The organism is Photobacterium sp. AWH4_225 (assembly GCF_056158405.1).
Map to the genome: position 1 here is coordinate 7,501 of NZ_JBSWTF010000002.1, position 19,605 is coordinate 27,105.

The 19,605-nt window shown below is 49.2% G+C and carries 16 protein-coding genes, 1 tRNA gene and 2 rRNA genes (1 of these 19 only partly in view); 9 read left to right on the forward strand and 10 right to left on the reverse strand.

From position 1 onward, the window contains the following. The 3 genes from ACXAD4_RS16270 to ACXAD4_RS16280 form a co-directional block, all read left to right on the forward strand. A 23S ribosomal RNA gene (locus ACXAD4_RS16270) occupies positions 1 to 2,380 on the forward strand (it extends 507 nt beyond the left edge of the window). Between the two features lie 84 nt (positions 2,381 to 2,464). Then, positions 2,465 to 2,580, forward strand: a 5S ribosomal RNA gene (gene rrf, locus ACXAD4_RS16275). Between the two features lie 42 nt (positions 2,581 to 2,622). Further along, positions 2,623 to 2,699 (forward strand) — tRNA-Asp (locus tag ACXAD4_RS16280). Between the two features lie 298 nt (positions 2,700 to 2,997). On the opposite strand, the gene ACXAD4_RS16285 is transcribed toward ACXAD4_RS16280, so the two are convergent. The 6 genes from ACXAD4_RS16285 to ACXAD4_RS16310 form a co-directional block, all read right to left on the reverse strand. Beyond that, positions 2,998 to 3,858 carry a TIGR03899 family protein gene (locus ACXAD4_RS16285; protein ID WP_475242815.1) on the reverse strand — a complete coding sequence of 287 codons (861 nt, stop codon included), beginning with the start codon at positions 3,856 to 3,858 and terminating at the stop codon, positions 2,998 to 3,000. Positions 3,859 to 3,914: 56 nt separating this feature from the next. Then, the gene (locus tag ACXAD4_RS16290; protein ID WP_475242817.1) at positions 3,915 to 4,397 is read right to left on the reverse strand and encodes a DUF3299 domain-containing protein; all 483 of its coding nucleotides are present in this window, start codon (positions 4,395 to 4,397) and stop codon (positions 3,915 to 3,917) included. A gap of 4 nt (positions 4,398 to 4,401) precedes the next feature. After that, positions 4,402 to 5,661, reverse strand: coding sequence for an ABC transporter permease (locus ACXAD4_RS16295; protein WP_107299650.1), 1,260 nt, complete (start codon positions 5,659 to 5,661; stop codon positions 4,402 to 4,404). Continuing rightward, a complete protein-coding gene (locus tag ACXAD4_RS16300; protein ID WP_409996878.1) occupies positions 5,661 to 6,383 on the reverse strand; it encodes an ABC transporter ATP-binding protein in 723 nt (240 codons plus the stop codon). Before ACXAD4_RS16300 ends, ACXAD4_RS16295 begins: the two co-directional genes overlap by 1 nt. Before the next feature lie 15 nt (positions 6,384 to 6,398). Next, positions 6,399 to 7,115, reverse strand: coding sequence for a zinc uptake protein ZrgA (gene zrgA, locus ACXAD4_RS16305; RefSeq protein ID WP_475242819.1), 717 nt, complete (start codon positions 7,113 to 7,115; stop codon positions 6,399 to 6,401). Positions 7,116 to 7,558: 443 nt separating this feature from the next. Continuing rightward, positions 7,559 to 8,110 carry a YtfJ family protein gene (locus ACXAD4_RS16310; RefSeq protein WP_475242820.1) on the reverse strand — a complete coding sequence of 184 codons (552 nt, stop codon included), beginning with the start codon at positions 8,108 to 8,110 and terminating at the stop codon, positions 7,559 to 7,561. Between the two features lie 273 nt (positions 8,111 to 8,383). Here ACXAD4_RS16310 and ACXAD4_RS16315 point away from each other — a divergent pair, with 273 nt between their 5' ends. Then, a complete protein-coding gene (locus ACXAD4_RS16315; RefSeq protein ID WP_107299646.1) occupies positions 8,384 to 8,593 on the forward strand; it encodes a DUF1107 domain-containing protein in 210 nt (69 codons plus the stop codon). On the opposite strand, the gene msrA is transcribed toward ACXAD4_RS16315, so the two are convergent. Next, positions 8,590 to 9,222, reverse strand: a complete 633-nt coding sequence (msrA, locus tag ACXAD4_RS16320; protein ID WP_475242821.1) for a peptide-methionine (S)-S-oxide reductase MsrA — start codon at positions 9,220 to 9,222, stop codon at positions 8,590 to 8,592. The genes ACXAD4_RS16315 and msrA overlap by 4 nt on opposite strands. Positions 9,223 to 9,396: 174 nt before the next feature. Between msrA and tamA the strand changes: the two genes are divergently transcribed. From tamA to ACXAD4_RS16335, 3 genes are read left to right on the forward strand one after another with little or no spacing between them, the layout of a single operon-like run. Continuing rightward, the gene (gene tamA / locus ACXAD4_RS16325) at positions 9,397 to 11,112 is read left to right on the forward strand and encodes an autotransporter assembly complex protein TamA (protein WP_475242823.1); all 1,716 of its coding nucleotides are present in this window, start codon (positions 9,397 to 9,399) and stop codon (positions 11,110 to 11,112) included. Then, positions 11,109 to 14,861: an autotransporter assembly complex protein TamB gene (gene tamB / locus ACXAD4_RS16330; RefSeq protein ID WP_475242825.1), complete on the forward strand. Its 3,753-nt coding sequence runs from the start codon at positions 11,109 to 11,111 to the stop codon at positions 14,859 to 14,861. The genes tamA and tamB overlap by 4 nt, the downstream gene beginning before the upstream one ends. A gap of 15 nt (positions 14,862 to 14,876) precedes the next feature. Beyond that, entirely contained in the window at positions 14,877 to 15,239 is a 363-nt protein-coding gene (locus ACXAD4_RS16335; protein ID WP_475242827.1) for a gamma-glutamylcyclotransferase family protein, read from the forward strand. Positions 15,240 to 15,252: 13 nt separating this feature from the next. Here the strand turns inward: ACXAD4_RS16335 and ACXAD4_RS16340 are convergent, their stop codons facing one another. The 3 genes from ACXAD4_RS16340 to fbp form a co-directional block, all read right to left on the reverse strand. After that, positions 15,253 to 15,621, reverse strand: a complete 369-nt coding sequence (locus ACXAD4_RS16340) for a rhodanese-like domain-containing protein (RefSeq protein WP_475242829.1) — start codon at positions 15,619 to 15,621, stop codon at positions 15,253 to 15,255. Positions 15,622 to 15,677: 56 nt separating this feature from the next. Next, on the reverse strand, positions 15,678 to 16,208 hold the full coding sequence (gene ppa, locus ACXAD4_RS16345; protein ID WP_475242830.1) for an inorganic diphosphatase: 531 nt from the start codon (positions 16,206 to 16,208) through the stop codon (positions 15,678 to 15,680). Positions 16,209 to 16,377: 169 nt separating this feature from the next. Continuing rightward, complete coding sequence (fbp, locus tag ACXAD4_RS16350) at positions 16,378 to 17,394, reverse strand: class 1 fructose-bisphosphatase (protein ID WP_475242832.1); 1,017 nt, start codon at positions 17,392 to 17,394, stop codon at positions 16,378 to 16,380. A gap of 208 nt (positions 17,395 to 17,602) precedes the next feature. Here fbp and mpl point away from each other — a divergent pair, with 208 nt between their 5' ends. Both mpl and ACXAD4_RS16360 read left to right on the forward strand, forming a co-directional pair. After that, positions 17,603 to 18,964: a UDP-N-acetylmuramate:L-alanyl-gamma-D-glutamyl-meso-diaminopimelate ligase gene (gene mpl, locus ACXAD4_RS16355; protein WP_475242833.1), complete on the forward strand. Its 1,362-nt coding sequence runs from the start codon at positions 17,603 to 17,605 to the stop codon at positions 18,962 to 18,964. Then, positions 18,951 to 19,580 (forward strand): flavin prenyltransferase UbiX, encoded by a 630-nt coding sequence (locus ACXAD4_RS16360; protein ID WP_475242834.1) that lies wholly within the window; start codon positions 18,951 to 18,953, stop codon positions 19,578 to 19,580. The genes mpl and ACXAD4_RS16360 overlap by 14 nt, the downstream gene beginning before the upstream one ends. Positions 19,581 to 19,605: the final 25 nt, after the last annotated feature.

Consider the following 19,605-nt stretch of genomic DNA (forward strand, 5'->3'; position numbering starts at 1 on the left):
TGTACGTACAAGCAGTAGGAGCCCTTCGGGGTGACTGCGTACCTTTTGTATAATGGGTCAGCGACTTAATTTTAGTAGCAAGGTTAACCGATTAGGGGAGCCGTAGGGAAACCGAGTCTTAACTGGGCGTTCAGTTGCTAGGATTAGACCCGAAACCAGGTGATCTAGCCATGGGCAGGTTGAAGGTGAGGTAACACTTACTGGAGGACCGAACCGACTAATGTTGAAAAATTAGCGGATGACTTGTGGCTAGGGGTGAAAGGCCAATCAAACCTGGAGATAGCTGGTTCTCCCCGAAAGCTATTTAGGTAGCGCCTCGGACGAATACTACTGGGGGTAGAGCACTGTTAAGGCTAGGGGGTCATCCCGACTTACCAACCCTTTGCAAACTCCGAATACCAGTAAGTACTATCCGGGAGACACACGGCGGGTGCTAACGTCCGTCGTGGAGAGGGAAACAACCCAGACCGCCAGCTAAGGTCCCAAAGTTATAGCTAAGTGGGAAACGATGTGGGAAGGCTCAGACAGCCAGGATGTTGGCTTAGAAGCAGCCATCATTTAAAGAAAGCGTAATAGCTCACTGGTCGAGTCGGCCTGCGCGGAAGATTTAACGGGGCTAAGCTATACACCGAAGCTGCGGCAATGCCTTTTAGGTATTGGGTAGGGGAGCGTTCTGTAAGCGGTTGAAGGTGCATCGTAAGGTGTGCTGGACGTATCAGAAGTGCGAATGCTGACATGAGTAACGATAAAGGGAGTGAAAAACTCCCTCGCCGGAAGACCAAGGGTTCCTGTCCAACGTTAATCGGGGCAGGGTGAGTCGACCCCTAAGGCGAGGCCGAAAGGCGTAGTCGATGGGAAACGGGTTAATATTCCCGTACTTCTTACTATTGCGATGGGGGGACGGAGAAGGCTAGGTGGGCCTGGCGACGGTTGTCCAGGTTCAAGGGTGTAGGCTGTAATCTTAGGCAAATCCGGGATTACACTAGGCTGAGACCCGATGTCGAGCCGCTACGGCGGTGAAGTCATTGATGCCATGCTTCCGGGAAAAGCCTCTAAGCTTCAGATAGTAAGGAATCGTACCCCAAACCGACACAGGTGGTCGGGTAGAGAATACCAAGGCGCTTGAGAGAACTCGGGTGAAGGAACTAGGCAAAATGGTACCGTAACTTCGGGAGAAGGTACGCTGCCGGCGGTGAAGAGACTTGCTCTTGGAGCTGCTGGCAGTCGCAGATACCAGGTGGCTGCAACTGTTTATTAAAAACACAGCACTGTGCAAAATCGAAAGATGACGTATACGGTGTGACGCCTGCCCGGTGCCGGAAGGTTAATTGATGGGGTTAGACTTCGGTCGAAGCTCTTGATCGAAGCCCCGGTAAACGGCGGCCGTAACTATAACGGTCCTAAGGTAGCGAAATTCCTTGTCGGGTAAGTTCCGACCTGCACGAATGGCGTAATGATGGCCACGCTGTCTCCACCCGAGACTCAGTGAAATTGAAATCGCAGTGAAGATGCTGCGTACCCGCGGCTAGACGGAAAGACCCCGTGAACCTTTACTACAGCTTGGCACTGAACATTGACCCTACATGTGTAGGATAGGTGGGAGGCTTTGAAACCGAGTCGCTAGATTCGGTGGAGCCGTCCTTGAAATACCACCCTTGTAGTGTTGATGTTCTAACGTCGCCCCGTTATCCGGGGTGCGGACAGTGCCTGGTGGGTAGTTTGACTGGGGCGGTCTCCTCCCAAAGCGTAACGGAGGAGCACGAAGGTGGGCTAATCACGGTCGGACATCGTGAGGTTAGTGCAATGGCATAAGCCCGCTTGACTGCGAGACTGACAAGTCGAGCAGGTGCGAAAGCAGGTCATAGTGATCCGGTGGTTCTGTATGGAAGGGCCATCGCTCAACGGATAAAAGGTACTCCGGGGATAACAGGCTGATACCGCCCAAGAGTTCATATCGACGGCGGTGTTTGGCACCTCGATGTCGGCTCATCACATCCTGGGGCTGAAGTCGGTCCCAAGGGTATGGCTGTTCGCCATTTAAAGTGGTACGCGAGCTGGGTTTAGAACGTCGTGAGACAGTTCGGTCCCTATCTGCCGTGGGCGTTGGATGATTGAGAGGGGCTGCTCCTAGTACGAGAGGACCGGAGTGGACGAACCTCTGGTGTTCGGGTTGTGTCGCCAGACGCATTGCCCGGTAGCTAAGTTCGGAATCGATAACCGCTGAAAGCATCTAAGCGGGAAGCGAGCCTCGAGATGAGTCATCCCTGAACCTATAAGGTTCCTGAAGGGTTGTTGGAGACTACGACGTAGATAGGCAGGGTGTGTAAGCGTTGTGAGGCGTTGAGCTAACCTGTACTAATTGCCCGTGAGGCTTAACCATACAACACCCAAGGGGTTTTTACGGACTCCGCAAACACTTGGATGAGTGTTGAGAACATCAGCTTTCAAGATTGTAAGAATTTTGCTTGGCGACCATAGCATTATGGACCCACCTGATCCCATGCCGAACTCAGTAGTGAAACGTAATAGCGCCGATGGTAGTGTGGGGCCTCCCCATGTGAGAGTAGGACATCGCCAGGCTTCCAATTTAGATTATCGCAGTGAACGTGCGGTGATTTGAGTGGAGCGGTAGTTCAGTTGGTTAGAATACCGGCCTGTCACGCCGGGGGTCGCGGGTTCGAGTCCCGTCCGCTCCGCCACTTATTAAAGAAACCCCAGTCGAAAGACTGGGGTTTTTTGCTATCTGCAGTATGGAAAAGGGACTCTCACGAGCCTGCTGCTTGAGTCCCGCTTGTACGCAGTCGCCAGAACCGCCACTTATTAAGAAGCCTCGTCTTACGACGAGGCTTTATTGTATCTGACGCATTGAATGTACTGTGTTCTCCCTACGAGAAAACGAACGTTACGGGGACATAACCTAGAGTTATGTTACATATTAAAAAGCCCTGCTGAAAAAGGCAGGGCTTATTGTCATTGTCTAATGTAAGAGATAACTGATTACTGGTTTTCAATGACAAAGTACGGCGCTAATAACTCGAGAATGGTTTCTCTGAAAGGTTCATGAGTCTTACTACCTAAAAGCTCTGCGATCTCTTGTCCTGTTGGCGAAAGACGGTAATAAGTGAAACTTAGCCCTTTTTGATGTGGAGTAAGTTGGTAGGTATGGTTTTGGTAGCTAAATGTTAGCGGTGAGCCTGAAGCTAGCTCTCCTGATTCTAATTCACTTTTTAATATCAGCCCTAGTTCTAATAAGATCAGCAGGTCTGAGTAGGGTAGAGAGAAGTTTCCAAGCGATATTTTATTGAGTGTTGGGGCAAATAAGCTGGGTAGAAATTTATGTTTTGTTTTTAATGCAGTGAGTAACTTCTTACTTTTGTCATTACCAAAATGGCAAGAGAGTGTACAAGCCTTATGAAAGACCTGCGCTTCTTTGTGGGTCATGCTGCGTAGCGTATCAAGTGTCTTTAATGATACCGAGCCGGGGGCCAGAAATTCTTGTCTGAGAATGCGGCTCCATAGCTGTTGCATGGAGTTATTACGTATGGTTTGGGCGATGGTTGTGAAATAGTTGAGCCAGTCTGGATCTATTTGTTTGGCTTTATCGGAAGGTGTGTTTTCAGAAGCTAGCTTGAAAATCTTTTCGAGGTTTTCTTGTTGGATATATAGCTCTTTTTTATTTCGAGCATCATATCTTTCGGCAAGAGTTTGTGGGCCTTCTTTGATGATAAGGTAGCCGACTCCCAGCTCTTCAGCAATCGAGGCAATGATGCTTTTGGGGGCGTTGTTTTTCAGTTTTTCTTTATCTGTTGGCTGAGGCTCTAGAGGAGCGGGTACTTTACTTTCGACCTGACCTTCCATTGGTTATCCTTTTAAGTTTGGTGGTCAGCCCCTATATGAGGCTGACCACACTCGGATTACATATCGTCGTAGTCTTCGAGGGCAGTGCCTTCTAATAGGTAGCCGACTTCAGCCAATTCATGACTAACGGGCTGAGTTTTCAAAGTGCCGACAACATATACTACATCCCATAATTGCTGAATGGGTGCTCCATCAGGGAACTTCACGTAAACAATCTGGTTTGGTGGTGGTGGTGGGACATGGATACATGCACCGAAGTACGGGACTAAGAGAAACTCGGTCACGGCTTTGTCATCGCCTTCTAGTGGAATAACAAAACCTGGGATTTTAACCTTACTTCCGTTTAGTTCTTCTCTGACATTACCAATCATAGATTGCTGTGCAGCATCGCCATCATGGTTAAGTACTGGCATTTGGTTGGCATTGAACTGAGCGCGCTCTTTTTCAGGGACAAGATCAATCCAGTCTAGTTTTAAAGGCTCATTGGCGAAGCTGAGTAGCGGAAACCAGCAGCAAAGAGCGAGTAGCCATTTTTTCATCTATTTATACCTTGATTGTCATGCCATCCGAGAGCGAATGTCGATAGGCGCGGATGGCAGGAATGATACCGACTAGCATACCAGCTAACTGAACAAGTAATAACAACAACAGCTCATAGTTGGTTGGCGCTGTGATCGGAATAAGCAAACCAAACTGTGATTGAATAATCGGTTGAGTGATCAGCAATATCAAGTACAACAAAGAGGTGCCGACCACCACACCCAGTGCAGTTAATAAGGTCGCTTCACTGGTAAGCAGAAAGAAGATATGGCCAGGCCTTGCTCCCATAGCCCGAAGAATTGCCATCTCACGGCGCCTCTCATTGAGGCTGGTTAACAAGCTGGTTAGCATACCTAGCAGCCCTGCGATGACAACAAACCCTGAAACGACTAACAATGCTTGTTCGGCGACAGACATCATGCCCCACAATTCATGAAGGGCGATGCCTGGCATGATGGCACTTAGTGGCTCTTTGGTATAGGTGTTGATATAGCGTTGCAGGGCAAAGGTTTGAATTTTAGAATTAAGGCCAAGCAAAACGGCAGTAATTTGCTTGGGTTCAAACTGCTGGGCTGCAAGGACGTCGGCATCCGGTGTTGGCCCAAGGCGGGCACCGCTTTCCCAACCGACGTGAATGGCTTCTATAGCAGGGAGCGAGACATGTACGCTACGATCTACCGGAGTCCCCGTCGGCTCAAGGATCCCTACTATCTTGAATGGCAGGTTATCATGACGGTTAAAAGATTGATCACTAATACCATGGGCAATAATGATCTCATCGCCGATCTTATAATCGAGCTTTCTTGCCACATCTGCACCGATCACCGTTTCGAACAGGCTATCGAAGACTTCGCCTTGGGCTAGTTGTAGCGGCTGCTTCTGGCCATATCGATAATGCTTGAAGTAATCTCCATTAGTACCGATGACCCGAAAGCCGCGGTGCGAGTCACCAAGAGAAATTGGAATGGCCCATTTCACGGAACGGTGCTGGCTGATTTCTTGGAAGCTTTGCCAGTCAATATTGTTGGTTGCATTACCGATCCTGAATACTGAATAGAGCAATAGGTTAACCTGGCCGGAGCGAGAGCCAACAATGAGGTCGGTTTCCGAAATAGTATTAGCGAAGCTGGACTTAGCCTGGGTCCTGACTTTTTCAACACCAAGTAGGAGGGTCACAGAGATAGCTACGGTTAATAGGGTCAGTATTGCCGTGGCTTTTCGGTTAGCCAAGCTTTGCCAGGCTAGGCGGATGATCGCTCCCATTATTGTCCCCTTACTGCTTCGTTAATGGCATTTAGATTGATACTGCGATCAAATAGAGGTTCGAGTGTTTCATCATGGCTGACAAACAGTAATGTGGTGTCAGACTTGTCGCATTCCGCCATCAGTAATTTGATGAATGCTTCGCGATTATCATGATCCAAAGCTGAGGTCGGTTCATCAGCAATTAATAATTTTGGCTTGCCAATCAAGGCTCTTGCAGCAGCTACCCGTTGTTGTTGCCCGATACTGAGTTCGCTGATCGGTCGGGCTAAGCACTCACTCGGGAGATGAAGTTGGGAAAGTAACTCTTTGGCCTGCTCGTACATTCCCCCGTTAATTTGTTTCTTTCTTAACTCTGAAAACCTGCAAGGGAGCAGGACATTATCAATGACTGACAGGTAAGGGAGTAGGTTGAACATTTGAAAGATGTAGCCGATATGGTCGGCCCGAAAACGGTCTCTTGCTGTTGGCTTAAGGCTACTGAAAGGTTGTCCAAGAAGCTCAACGGTACCCGATGTCGGCTCGTTTATGCCAGCCAGCAGGCTTAGTAGACTTGATTTACCACTGCCGCTAGGGCCTTTGATGAAAACTTTTTCACCTTTTTTAACCACCAGTGAAGGGATTTCCAATAATGGCTGAGTTTGGCGAGGCCATTGGAATGTAAGTTCGCGGATCTCGATGATGTTCATGATCTGTCCTGAAATGGGGAATTGCTTCCCCATTTTGGTTACTTTGGATTAGAAACGGAAAGTGATACTGCTTGAGGTCAGCGACCCACCTTTTTGTCCTTTCTCTGTGATGGCGTTAACGGTGATGCGCTCTGTGCTTGGGAAATGCGTGAACCACTGAGTTTTAACGTCAGTTAATTGATCAATATTGTCACACTTGTAAGTATATTGCGCCGAGAACTCGCCGTGTGCACCATGGTCATGGTCATGGTCATGGTCATGATCGTGACCGTGGTCATCGTGGTCATGTTTGTCATGATCGTGACCGTGGTCATCGTGGTCGTGTTTGTCATGATCGTGACCGTGGTCATCATGGTCGTGTTTGTCATGATCGTGGTCATCATGGTCATGTTTGTCGTGATCGTGAGCATCACCTTCTTGGGATGATAGTGTTTCAGTGACTTGACTATCTACCAATTGGCATTGCGCACTGGCTGTCAACATCCAGGTCTCACTTGGTGCTTTTAACTTTGCGATTGCGCTTTCAACTGCAGCTTTTTGTTCCGCAGTATGAGGAGCATGCTCAAAGCCAACCACGTCGGCGCCTGGCGCGTGAATCTCCATTAATAAGTCTTGGCCATCTTGGGCGATGTTCACTTCCACGACACCATGAACGTGGGCATCATGTTGGCGGAAGTGATCGTCAGCTGCGGCAGAGCCTGAGGCTACAAGGCCCAGAGTGACAAACAAAGTGGCAATTGGTGAAAGAGAATGATTAAAACGCATGGTTACCCCAAATAAATAGTTAACAATTGAAAAGTATAAGAAAAATAACTCAATATATTGGAGGTGAACGTGCTATTGGGGGGAGATATTGCTGAAAGCCTGCTTTTGTTGTAAGAGCGGATACGGCAAATAAGTGCTTGAACGGGGCAGCTACGTCCGTGTTTTCGTTATGGAAGGTGTCATGAACAATATGGCAGACAGAACAGTCAATTGCGTGGTGATGGTCAGTGGTTGCCTCAAGTTGGTGCAACACATTGACCGGCCCAATGATAATGATCAGGCTGATAAGTAAAAGGCTTAGTCTTGGTGTCCAACGCTGTGCAAGATTCACTTTGATAAATTAAAAGCCATATCCATGTGGTGTAACAATATAACATTACTACTGCTACTAGAGTATGGCCTTCATTATTATTTTACGCTTATTTTTGATCTGTTAAGCCGACTTAAAGGTTGCTTTTCACCAGTTCAAGCGCTTGATTAACTTCTTGTTCTGTTAGCTTTCCTTCTTTTACAAAAAGTACTTGGCTGTTTTTATCAAGAACAATGATGGCGGAGTTTTCAGCGGCTAGCTGCCATGACTCATGGACACTGCCATTGGCATCGAGCACCATAGAAGACCAGGAAAACTCCCGCTTGCTGTCCTCGGCTGATGATTTGACGAAGCTCCCTGTACCCCAGATAGCATCATCCTGATTGATGATGGTTGTGGTTTGGTACTGTTCATCCGGGAAGTCTGCTGCAGTGATAGCACTCATTAGATCGGCATTCATTGCTTTAGCTGAACTACGACCGGCTATGGCTTGTATCACCCGTACCTTCCCAGCAAGCTGGTTGCTATTCCAATTTTGATAGACAATTTTGTCATCTTGTAGAGTAATTTCACCTTTATCTGCAACCACTACATTCGGAAGTGCTTCACCGACAGAGAGGTTGTGGGCAAATACTGTACCCGGTAGCAGCATGGCCAGCATGGCGAAAATTGGCTTCTTGTTCATCTTTATTTCCATTATTTATTAGACGCGCCATTATCTTAGATTAGTGATGGCAAGCTGGTTTAACCAGTTTGTAAAGCCTTGAACTTTATCACGAAAATATAAAGCAAAGTGCGTAAAACGGTGAGTTGCCTAGCGAGGTGAGAATAAGCTAGCTAAACACTGCTTAACTGGCAAGTAACTTGCTTAACCTTCTAATGAATTAGGCCGTCTTGGAAAAAGGAAACATCTGGCTGTTTTCAAGGTCTATATTGATAGTAATTTTGTGAGGGAACCATGTTAAGAGTATTCAAACAATATCGACCAAACCAAGTCGCACGCTATGTCAAAAGTTACTTCCGGGGCCGGCTTTTCATTATCGGTGTTGGGGCTTATGAATTTGACCGGGGACGCTTGCTGCCACCAAAAAGACAAGATACCAAGGCGCTGAATGTGTTAAGCGAAGTTAACCGGGAGATCCAGCTCCTTAGTGCCGAAGCCGTCTAGTCTTGGTGCTGCGGAGGCATGCAGATGCCTGTTCCCCCTAGTCCACAGTAGCCATTGGGGTTTTTGGCAAGATACTGCTGATGGTAATCTTCTGCGAAATAGAATGTCCCGGCAGGTAAGATCTCGGTCGTGATTGTGGCACTTTTCAAGGCCTGCTGGTAACGGGTTTTGCTCTCGAGGGCTGCCTGGTGTTGTTCATCAGAGTAGGTGTAGATGGCTGAACGGTATTGGGTTCCCATATCGTTGCCTTGGCGCATTCCCTGGGTGGGATCGTGTTTTTCCCAGAATAGAGTGAGTAAAGTCTCTAAGCTTACCAGCTTCGGGTCGAATATTACCCTGACGACTTCACTGTGCCCTGTTCGACCGGTACATACCTCTTCATAGGTTGGATTCGGAGTCAGCCCGCCGCAATAACCTACTGCAGTGCTGTATACGCCATCTTGTTGCCAAAATAGTCTCTCTGCTCCCCAGAAGCACCCCATCCCGATAGTGAGTACTTCCATCATCTCTGGGATATCGTCATTCAATAATGTTCCGTTCACTGCATGAGGTAGTGATGGAGTAATGGGCGTTGCCCTACCTATCAGGGCTTGGCTTTCAGTTGGTAAGGTTTGTTTGGCTGACGACATGATTATTTCCTTATTTTGCAGTCACTGACTTTGTTCAAAGTAGAGGAAACAGCGAAGACATTCAACTTAAGCAGGTTTTCGCAGCAAAAGATTGGCAGTTAGGGCTGTGCTTTGTCAAAATTAACCATGCACAAAGATAAAAAAATAATGCGCTAACCAATGAAGTAATTAAGAATGAAGATACCTTTTTTGCGGTATGGCCTAGCAACATTTGCGCTCACCGTTGCGATACCGGCTTCAGCCGCCACCTCTTTGACAATAAAAGGGTTAAAAGGAAGCCTAGAGGACAATGTAGATGCGTATGTTTCTGCAATACCAGAACAAGATTACAGTACTTCCTTGCGCTTTCGCGAACAGCTCGAGGGAGAGATCCGCGACGCGCTCAAAGCATTAGGGCGTTACAACCCCACGATTACTTTTTCCGAAGCTGAAGATGGCAGTGAGCTGATTGTTCAGGTGGAAGCTGGTCCCAAAACAACCATTGCCCGCAGTAATATCATTATGACCGGCATGGCCAAGAATGATCCGGACTTTCTAGCCTTGGTGCGCACGAGTGGGCTGGGGCTGGGGCAAACGCTCAATCATGGTAAATATGAGTCCTTAAAGTCTTCGTTGTCGAGCTTAGCGATTCGAAAGGGATACTTTGATGGCGAGTTGAAAGTGAGCCGTATGGAGGTTGCCCCAAGTCGTAACGAAGCCTTTATTACTATCGAGTACGCATCTGGCCAACGTTATAATTTTGGTGAAACTGTTTTTGAAGGCAGCCAGATTGAACTTGATCGGCTGAAGTCGTTAATGCCTTATGAGGAAGGTGATCCATACCTTGCCTCGACACTGGGTGAGTTTAACCAACGTTTGTCCAATGTCGGCTGGTTTTCGTCCATCTTTGTTGGTGGCGAGATTGCCAATATCAAGGATGATGAAATCCCTGTCAGTGTCGTTGTTAAACCACAAGTTAAAAACCAAATTGAAACTGGTATCGGTTTTTCGACCGATGTTGGTCCGCGCCTGAAATTCAACTGGCGCAAGCCGTGGCTAAACAGCAAGGGCCACAGTTTGAGCATTAAAACCGAATTGTCAGAAATCCAGCCGAAGATCGAAGCGACCTATAAAATCCCGCTGGATGATGTGTTGAATGACTATTACCAAATAGTCGGCGGGATCCGTTATGTCGATAACCATGACACGGTCAGTACCGAAACGAACTTGGCCGTCGAGCGTCATTGGCGCTTGGAGTCTGGATGGAAACGAATCGCCTCACTACGCTTGCTCTATGAGGACTATACCCAGGGCAAAATTGAAAGTGGTAATTTGACGATGGTGATCCCGGGGATCAGCTACGACAAAACGCGACTTCGCGGCGGTGCAATGCCGACTTGGGGAGACAAACAGCTTATCTCTATTGAATATTCTGATCCTGTTTTGGGATCTGATACTCGCTTGACACGTTTTCGCGGGCGTTCGGCCTGGATACGCAGTGCAGGCGAGAATCACCGGGGGCTATTACGTCTAGATGGCGGTGCAGTCATCGCTGATAGATTGGAAGATATTCCACCCTCGATGCGCTTCTTTGTCGGGGGGGATAACAGCCTGCGTGGATACAGCTATGAGTCAATCTCACCTCGTAATGAAATAGGCCTCAGGGAAGGTGGTAAGTATATGGTTACTTCCACGCTTGAATATCAATACCGGGTATATGGTGATTGGTGGGGAGCGGTATTCTACGACTATGGTTCAGCCTGGAATGACAGCCCCGAGTGGGTAGCTGGTACTGGTGTCGGCGTACGTTGGGCTTCGCCTGTTGGGCCTATTCGTGTTGATTTTGCTTGGGGGCTGGAAAAAGAAAAAGATAAGTTCCAGCTCCACTTTGTATTGGGGCCAGAAATATGATTTGGGTAAAACGCTCAGCCATCGCCTTGCTGGCATTGTTGATGGTATTGGTGATTGCCGTTGCAGCCCTGCTGTACACCCCCGCTGGGATCAAAGTTGCCGTATGGGGCGCGCAAAAAGTGCTGCCGTCTCTCAGTATTGCTGGATCCCAAGGCAGCTTGTTAAATGGCTTTTCCCTTGAACAGGTTGTTTATAATGATGACAGCATCGACCTTGCAGTGGCGCAGTTGGCCTTGGACATTGAAGATAGCTGCCTACTGACTCCGGCTGTGTGTATTTCTAATCTTGCGGTAAGTGGTGTGCGCTTCTCGATGCCGCAATTGCCACCGGCACAAGAAGATTTAGAAGAAGAAGTACCTTCGGAGCCGATCACTTCGATAAGTCTGCCTATTCCTATCACGCTTTCTCGTTTAGTGCTTGATGATATTGAGCTTGATGTATTGGGTAACCAAGTCGGTTGGCAACACTTCTCAAGTGCCGCAGAGATGGTGGGGGATAAGCTGGTCCTCAAGCCGACTGATTGGCAGAAGATAGATCTTACACTAGCCTCTGCAGAGACAGATCCAACTGAGGCAGTAGAGCCCCAGCTGGGGGCTCCTGAGCCGATCGTCCTGCCTGAAGTACTCATTCCTCTTTCCGCCGAGATCCAACGCTTTACCATTGAGGACTTCACCCTTCATGGAGAAACGCCCCAGACCGTACAGAAGCTTGAGTTGATTGCTTTGGCAAAGGGCAGTGATGTTGTGGTGGAGAAGTTAGAGGTGTCTGCACCACAGGCAGATCTTAAAGCCAATGCCAAGGTGACTTTAACGGGCGACTATCCGCTGGCACTTAATGCTGATGCAGCTATTCATATGGCTCCCGTCGCTAATCACGAGTTAGCTCTTAATGCAGAGGGCAGTGTTGCCAATTTGATACTGGATGCCCGGGTTAAAGGGACGCTTGATGCCTGGTTGAAAGGGCAACTATCGCCATTAGAGCCGACTTTACCGTTTGATCTTTCTCTTGATAGCCAGCATTTGCAATGGCCAATCGACAGCGAGCCTGATTTTGAGGTGAAAGAGGCGCAGTTGACGGCAAAAGGTAGCCTTGAAGGATACAGTTTTACACTGGCTAGTCAGATTGATGGCAAGCCAATGCCAGCCGTTGGTGCTGAACTTGTTGGTAAGGGCACTCTTGAGGATGTTGAGCTAAGCCGCCTCAGTGTTGATACCCTGGGGGGCAATATCTCGGGCAACGCGAAGGCGAGTTGGAAAGACTTGGTGAACTGGCAGGGAGAACTTGCCTTCAGCCATATTCAGCCAGGTTTGGAATGGCAGGATGTACCGGGTGACTTGAGCGGTAAGCTAAAGACGTCCGGCGGGCTGACCCAACAAGGCGGTTGGTTTGTTGAGTTGCCGGAGCTGGTGGTTGATGGTGAGGTGATGGATCAGCAGCTTGATCTTAACGGTCAGCTATCGGCCAAAGATACCTCCGGAAAAGGCGACATACAGCTCGATACGCAAGGGCTGGCGCTGAAGCATGGTCCTAATGGTTTTTCAGCCAAAGGCCGTTTGACCAAGACTTGGGATATGGCAGCGGAAATTAATGCGCCAGATCTGTCCCAATCCCTACCTGGGCTGCGAGGTAGCGTTCTGGGCAACGTACAACTGAAAGGCAAAATGGCCGAGCCAGACTTGGATGTCGATTTGGTTGGCGAAGCCTTGGGGTGGGAAGAGTTGGCTTCGCTAGATAAGCTAACTTTGAAAGGGGAGATCACCCCGATGCCGCTGCTGGATGCCGATGTTAGCCTAACCGCTTCGGGAGGGCGTTATGATACGTTTACCCTCAACGATCTCTCACTATTGTTCCAAGGAAGTGAAAAGCAGCATCAGTTAGTGCTGGATGTGAATGCAGAGCCGGTCAGCACGGCATTGCGCCTTCAGGGCGAGCTCGACCGAAATAAAGGGTGGCGAGGTGCTCTCCAGCAAGGGGAGATTGATACCGAACTAGGTGTATGGAATCTTGATCGCTCTACAGCCATTGGTTACCGCTTTGATAAGCAGCTGGCGAGTGTTGCTGCACATTGTTGGAAGCAAGATAAAGACAGAGCGGCTCTATGTCTGACCCAGAATATGGAAGCTGGGGCCAGCGGCCGCGCCAATGTATCGCTCAGCAATGTGGATTTCGCGATGCTGGAGCCATATCTGCCGGATACCGTTGTGCTAAAAGGTAGCGCAGGCGCACAGGCCGAAGTGGCATGGGCACCGAAGTCAGCACCCTATGTTAAAGCTAGCGTCACTTTACCTTCAGGCAGTGTGACCCAGCAGGAAGATCCAGAACTGGAGCCTGTCACTGTCGGTTGGGATAAGGTGACTATCAACGCGGAGGTGAAGCAAGACACGCTCAATGCTGATTGGTTATTTGCTATTCGTGATAATGGTGATTTGAGCGGGCGAGCCAAGGTTGCTCCTTTGAGTGGTGAGCAGCAGCTAGACGCCCATTTGAAACTGGATCGCTTTATGCTCGGCTTCCTTAAACCGTTAATGATGGACTACCATACCTTCGATGGCCAGGTTGATGCGGATATTTCGGTGACGGGGCCTGTGATGCATCCTGCGGTGAACGGCTTGCTCAAAGTCAGTAACGTGAAGGCTTCGGGCCGCACTGTCCCCGTCGATGTTGAAAAAGCGGATATTACCGCGACTTTCAGTGGTTATCAGGCGCGGCTTAGCGGTGAGGTGGTGACACCGGACGGTAAGCTTAATATTACCGGTGATGGTAACTGGCAGGATTTAGCGGATTGGCGTGGGCAGCTTGGGGTTAATGGTCGTGAACTCGAAGTGACGGTACCGCCTTTGTTAGCGGTGAAGGTAACACCGGATTTAACGATCAAGGCATCGCCGAAGCAAGCTGAAATCACCGGTAGTGTTGCTATTCCGTGGGGACGGATCACCGTTGACCAGCTGCCTGAATCTGCCGTGTCGGTATCGGATGATGAGATATTGCTGGACGATGATCTACAGCCAATGGAGACCGATAAACCCATCCCGTTTAATGTGAAGACCAATGTGCTGGTGCGAATTGGTAATGACGTTAAGTTGTCTGCATTTGGCCTTAAAGCCGGGCTGGTGGGGGATCTCAATGTTCGCCAGGACGAGAAAGGTCCATTGGTGTACGGCGAAGTGAATCTGCGTAATGGTACCTATCGCTCTTTTGCTCAGGAGTTGGTGATCCGAAAAGGACAAATCCTGTTCAATGGTCCGGCCGATCAACCTTATTTGTCGATAGAGGCGATTCGCGATCCTAATAATATCGAAGACGATGTGATTGCTGGGCTTAGGGTAACAGGTCCAGCCGATGAGCCACGTGTGGACATCTTCTCGGATCCTGCAATGCCGCAGCAAAATGCCCTGTCTTATATACTACGAGGTAGGGATCTGGATAGTGAGTCGGGGGATAACAGTGATGCGATGGCAACCACCTTACTGACCATGGGCTTGGCACAAAGTGGCCAGTTGGTAGGAAATGTAGGTGAAGCCTTCGGTGTTCAGGATTTGTCCCTTGATACCGCGGGCTCTGGTGATGATACCCAGGTAACCATCAGTGGTTATATTGCCCCTGGCCTTCAGGTGAAATACGGGGTAGGGATTTTCAACTCCATCCCAGAATTTACCGTGCGCTACCGCCTGATGAAAGATTTGTATGTGGAAGTCGTATCTGGTTTGGATAGTGCAGCAGACTTGCTGTATCAGTTTGAGTTTAACTAATGGGCAGGATGTAGCGTGAAAGTCTTTGTTTATGGGACCCTTCGTGAGGGGGAGGCCAATGCCTACCTCCTCAGAGAGGCGGTGAAACTGGGTGATGAGTGCTTGTCATCAGGCTATTTACTCTATGATTTGGAAGCTTATCCTGCGGCAGTTGCGTCCCGAAACGGGGCCCCATTGTTTGGTGAAGTTTACCAAATTAACGAGGCAATCTTACGCGACCTTGACTGGCTCGAGGAATACCCGGTGGAATACGACCGGGTTGAGATCGAGACGTCTTACGGTAAGGCATGGATATATCTATATAACCAGTCAGTGGCAGGCCTGCCAGTGATTGGACATGGAGATTGGTGTTTTCGGAAAAGAAAAATATCGGCTTAATTTTTTTAGTGTTTTACTCAGGCATTGCCTCAGCCAATGCCTGATAGCTTTCGCCATTATAGATATTGGAGTAGCCCAGTTTATTTAAGGCTGTTTCTGCGATGCCGGAGCGTCGGCCTGAACGGCAGTAGATAAACAGGGATTGGCTCTTGTCCGGCGCAAAAGTGGTCAGTAACTCAATTTGATCGTATGGGATATTGATAGCACCGGGAAGATGGCCGTCGATGAACTCATCATGAGTTCGGACATCAATGATCAGTGGCCTCCCTGAATGGGTACCATTATAGGATTGCCAGAATTCTTCTGGCGTGACGACTTCTGCAAACGCCAGGTTGGCAATTGAGCCTAACAATAAAGTAATGGCTATCAACGGCCTTCGCATAGGGTTACCTCATTACAGTCCCGGGCATTTTGCCCGGGATATTATTTCATTAGCAATTATTTTTCTTGGGCGCGCTTGAACGACTCAAGGATTTCTTCCTTGGCTGCAGCTGCGTCTGCCCAGCCTTCCACTTTCACCCATTTGCCCGGCTCTAGCTCTTTGTAGCGTTCGAAGAAGTGGGTGATTTGGGCTTTTAGCAGCTCAGGAAGGTCATCGACATCCTGAACGTGATCATATTCTTTGCTCAGTTTGCTGTGAGGAACGGCAACAACCTTGGCATCTTCACCAGATTCATCTGACATTTTCAGCACACCGACAGGGCGGCAACGGATCACAGAGCCAGGCACCAGCGGATAAGGCGTCGGAACCAGCACGTCTACCGGGTCACCATCCAATGATAGGGTGTGGTTTACATAACCGTAATTACAAGGGTAGAACATCGGGGTAGACATGAATCGGTCTACGAAAACGGCACCGCTGTCTTTGTCGACCTCGTATTTGATAGGGTCGGCGTTGGCAGGGATTTCAATGACAACATAGATATCTTCGGGTATGTCCTTTCCAGCTGGGACCTGATTCAGGCTCATCGTCTCTTCCTTTTGCTAGGTTAATCAATTGTTGGTGATGTTGAAATTATAATACCAACATCCTTCTTTTATTGTCTAATAGCAATAAGTTGTAGGGAATGGTTAACATTGTTGGGTGTAACAGAAGGGAAAAGAAAACAGGCTGAGTCACTCAGCCTGTTTATGTTGGTTAGTCTTGGTCAGGGAATTCCGCGAGGAAAGCCTCAACCTTCTCTACCATGTTGGTGGAACCGACAAAGAATGGTACTCGCTGGTGGAGTTCGGTTGGCTTGATATCCATGATGCGGTTTGCACCGTCAGACGCCTTACCGCCAGCCTGCTCGATCAGGAAGGCCATTGGGTTGCACTCGTAAAGCAGACGCAGTTTACCTGTTGGGTGAGTTGCGGTGCTTGGGTAAAGATATATACCACCTTTCAAAAGGTTGCGGTGGAAATCTGATACCAGTGAACCGATATAGCGAGATGTGTAAGGGCGATCATCTTCTGGCACATTTTCCTGGCAGTACTTGATGTACTTTTTCACACCCATCGGGAATCGGAAGTAGTTACCTTCGTTGATCGAGTAAATACGGCCGTCTTCAGGCGTTTGCAGGTTCTCGTGAGACAGGCAGAACAGACCCAAAGATGGGTCATAAGTAAAGCCATGGACACCGTTGCCCGTGGTGTAAACCAGCATGGTTGATGAACCATAGATGATATAGCCCGCTGCTACCTGCTGGTTGCCTGGTTGTAGGAAGTCTTCCTGAGTCGGTGGGGTGCCAACTGGTGAAACACGGCGGTAAATTGAGAAGATAGTACCGACGGAAACGTTTACGTCGATGTTCGAAGAACCATCTAGTGGATCCATCAACACGACGTACTTGGCGTTACGGTTCAACTCGCGGTTGAAAGTAACGGCTTCGTCTTCTTCTTCACTGGCTACACCACATACCTGGTCGCGTGCTTCTAGTGCAGCTTTGAATTTATCATTGGCATAGACATCGAGTTTCTGCTGCTCTTCACCCTGAACATTCTCGTCGCCGAACGAACCTGTGATATCAGCCAGACCGGCTTTGTTGATTTCACGGTTGACGATTTTCGCCGCAAGTTTAATCGAGCTCAGCAGAGATGAAAGCTCACCGCTGGCGTGGGGGAAGTCGTTCTGTTTCTCGACAATGAACTCGCCAAGGGTTCTAATATCGGACATATACAATCCTTGCATCTTGTTGTCATTGGGGCAGTTAAGTCAGGTACAATGTCTCTAACGGACAATTTTTATACCCATATTGGCATTTCGCCTTTTTATAGTGTGTGCTCTATTTTGTATAAAATATTGTATATAAAGATCTTTTTTATGGTAACGAAGTAACGCATTAGCGTGAAATTAGTGAAAATTACCGAGTGAGCCGACAGTTATGCACATCCATATTTTAGGAATTTGTGGCACTTTCATGGGCGGTGCGGCAATCCTTGCCCGCCAGCTAGGCCATAAAGTCACCGGCTGCGATGCCAACGTCTATCCGCCAATGAGCACCCTTCTTGAATCTCAAGGTATTGAAATAATTCAAGGTTATGACCCGTCACAGTTAAACCCGGCACCAGATCTGGTGGTCGTCGGCAATGCGATGAGCCGTGGAAATCCTTGTGTGGAGTATGTGCTTAACAACAACTTGCGCTATACCTCGGGTCCGCAGTGGCTACAGGAGATTTTGCTGCATGACCGCTGGGTACTGGCTGTTGCGGGCACCCATGGTAAGACCACTACAGCCAGTATGCTGGCTTGGATCCTTGAAGATTGCGGCTACCAGCCGGGCTTTTTGGTCGGTGGCGTGCTCGGAAACTTCGGTGTTTCCGCGCGTTTAGGTGAAAGTATGTTCTTTGTCGTCGAGGCGGACGAATACGATAGTGCTTTTTTCGATAAACGTTCTAAGTTTGTTCATTATCGACCACGCACCTTGGTGATGAACAACCTGGAGTTCGATCACGCAGATATTTTTGATGATCTGAAAGCGATACAGCGTCAGTTCCATCATTTGGTCAGAACGGTACCGGGCAACGGCCGGATCCTCGCCCCGAAAGGCGTCAAGGCGATTGATGACACCTTGGACATGGGCTGCTGGAGCGAGCTGGAATATATCGGTGAGGATGGCCATTGGCAGGCGAAAAAACTGGATGCTGCCGGCAGCCGTTTTGATGTGCTGCTTGATGGCAACAAGGCTGGGACTGTCGACTGGGATCTGATTGGTGATCACAATGTCAGCAATGCCCTGATGGCCATTGCCGCTGCCCGCCATGTTGGTGTGACTGCCGATTTGGCCTGCGAGTCGCTCGGCAAGTTTGTTAATACCAAGCGCCGCTTGGAGCTTAAGGGCGAGCAAGCCGGGGTCAAGGTCTATGATGATTTCGCCCACCACCCTACAGCGGTTGAGCTGACACTGGGTGGCTTGCGTGCCAAAGTCGGGGAGCAACGCATCCTCGCTGTCCTCGAGCCTCGCTCGAACACCATGAAGCTTGGCGTGCACAAGCTGGACTTGGCACCAGCATTGGCCGCAGCCGATGAAGTCTTCATCTTCCAGCCGGATAATATTCCGTGGTCGGTGGACGAAATTGCTGAGCATTGTAAGCAACCAAGCCAGACTGACAGTGACTTGGACGCTTTGGTCGCCAAAGTTATCTCAAGTGCCCGCCCTGGCGATAACATCTTGGTGATGAGCAACGGTGGCTTTGGTGGTATTCACGGCAAGTTGCTAGCTGCTCTGGAGAATGCTGGTGAGTAGTCCTGATAAACGCATTACCCTGGCATGGACTGGTGCGTCAGGTGCGCCTTATGGTTTGCGTCTGCTGGAGTGCCTGCTAGCGGCGGACTACCATGTTTACTTGTTGATCTCATCGGCGGCCAGGGTGGTGTTGGCGACTGAGCACGGCCTCAAATTACCAGCTGGGCCGGATGCCGCAAAAGAAGCCTTGGTCAAGCAGCTCGGTTGCTCAGCTGAGAAGCTTGAAGTGTGCGGAAAAGAAGATTGGTTCTCGCCGGTGGCTTCGGGCTCGGCGGCGCCGAAACAAATGGTGGTTTGCCCTTGCTCGGCGGGTACTTTGGCCTCGGTTGCCCATGGTCTGTCGGATAACCTGCTGGAGCGAGCTGCCGATGTGGTACTTAAAGAGCGTGGCCAGCTGTTGATGGTGGTGCGCGAGACCCCGTTCTCCACACTTCATTTGGAGAACATGCTCAAGCTGTCGCAAATGGGTGCAACGATTATGCCTGCGGCTCCGGGTTTTTATCACCAGCCTGAGAGTATCGAGGATTTGGTCGATTTCATGGTGGCGCGCATTTTAGACCACCTTGGCGTCGAACAAGGTCTGGTCCCGCGCTGGGGTTACGACCAAAGAAAGTAACTGATTAATTAATAAAAAGCCCGCA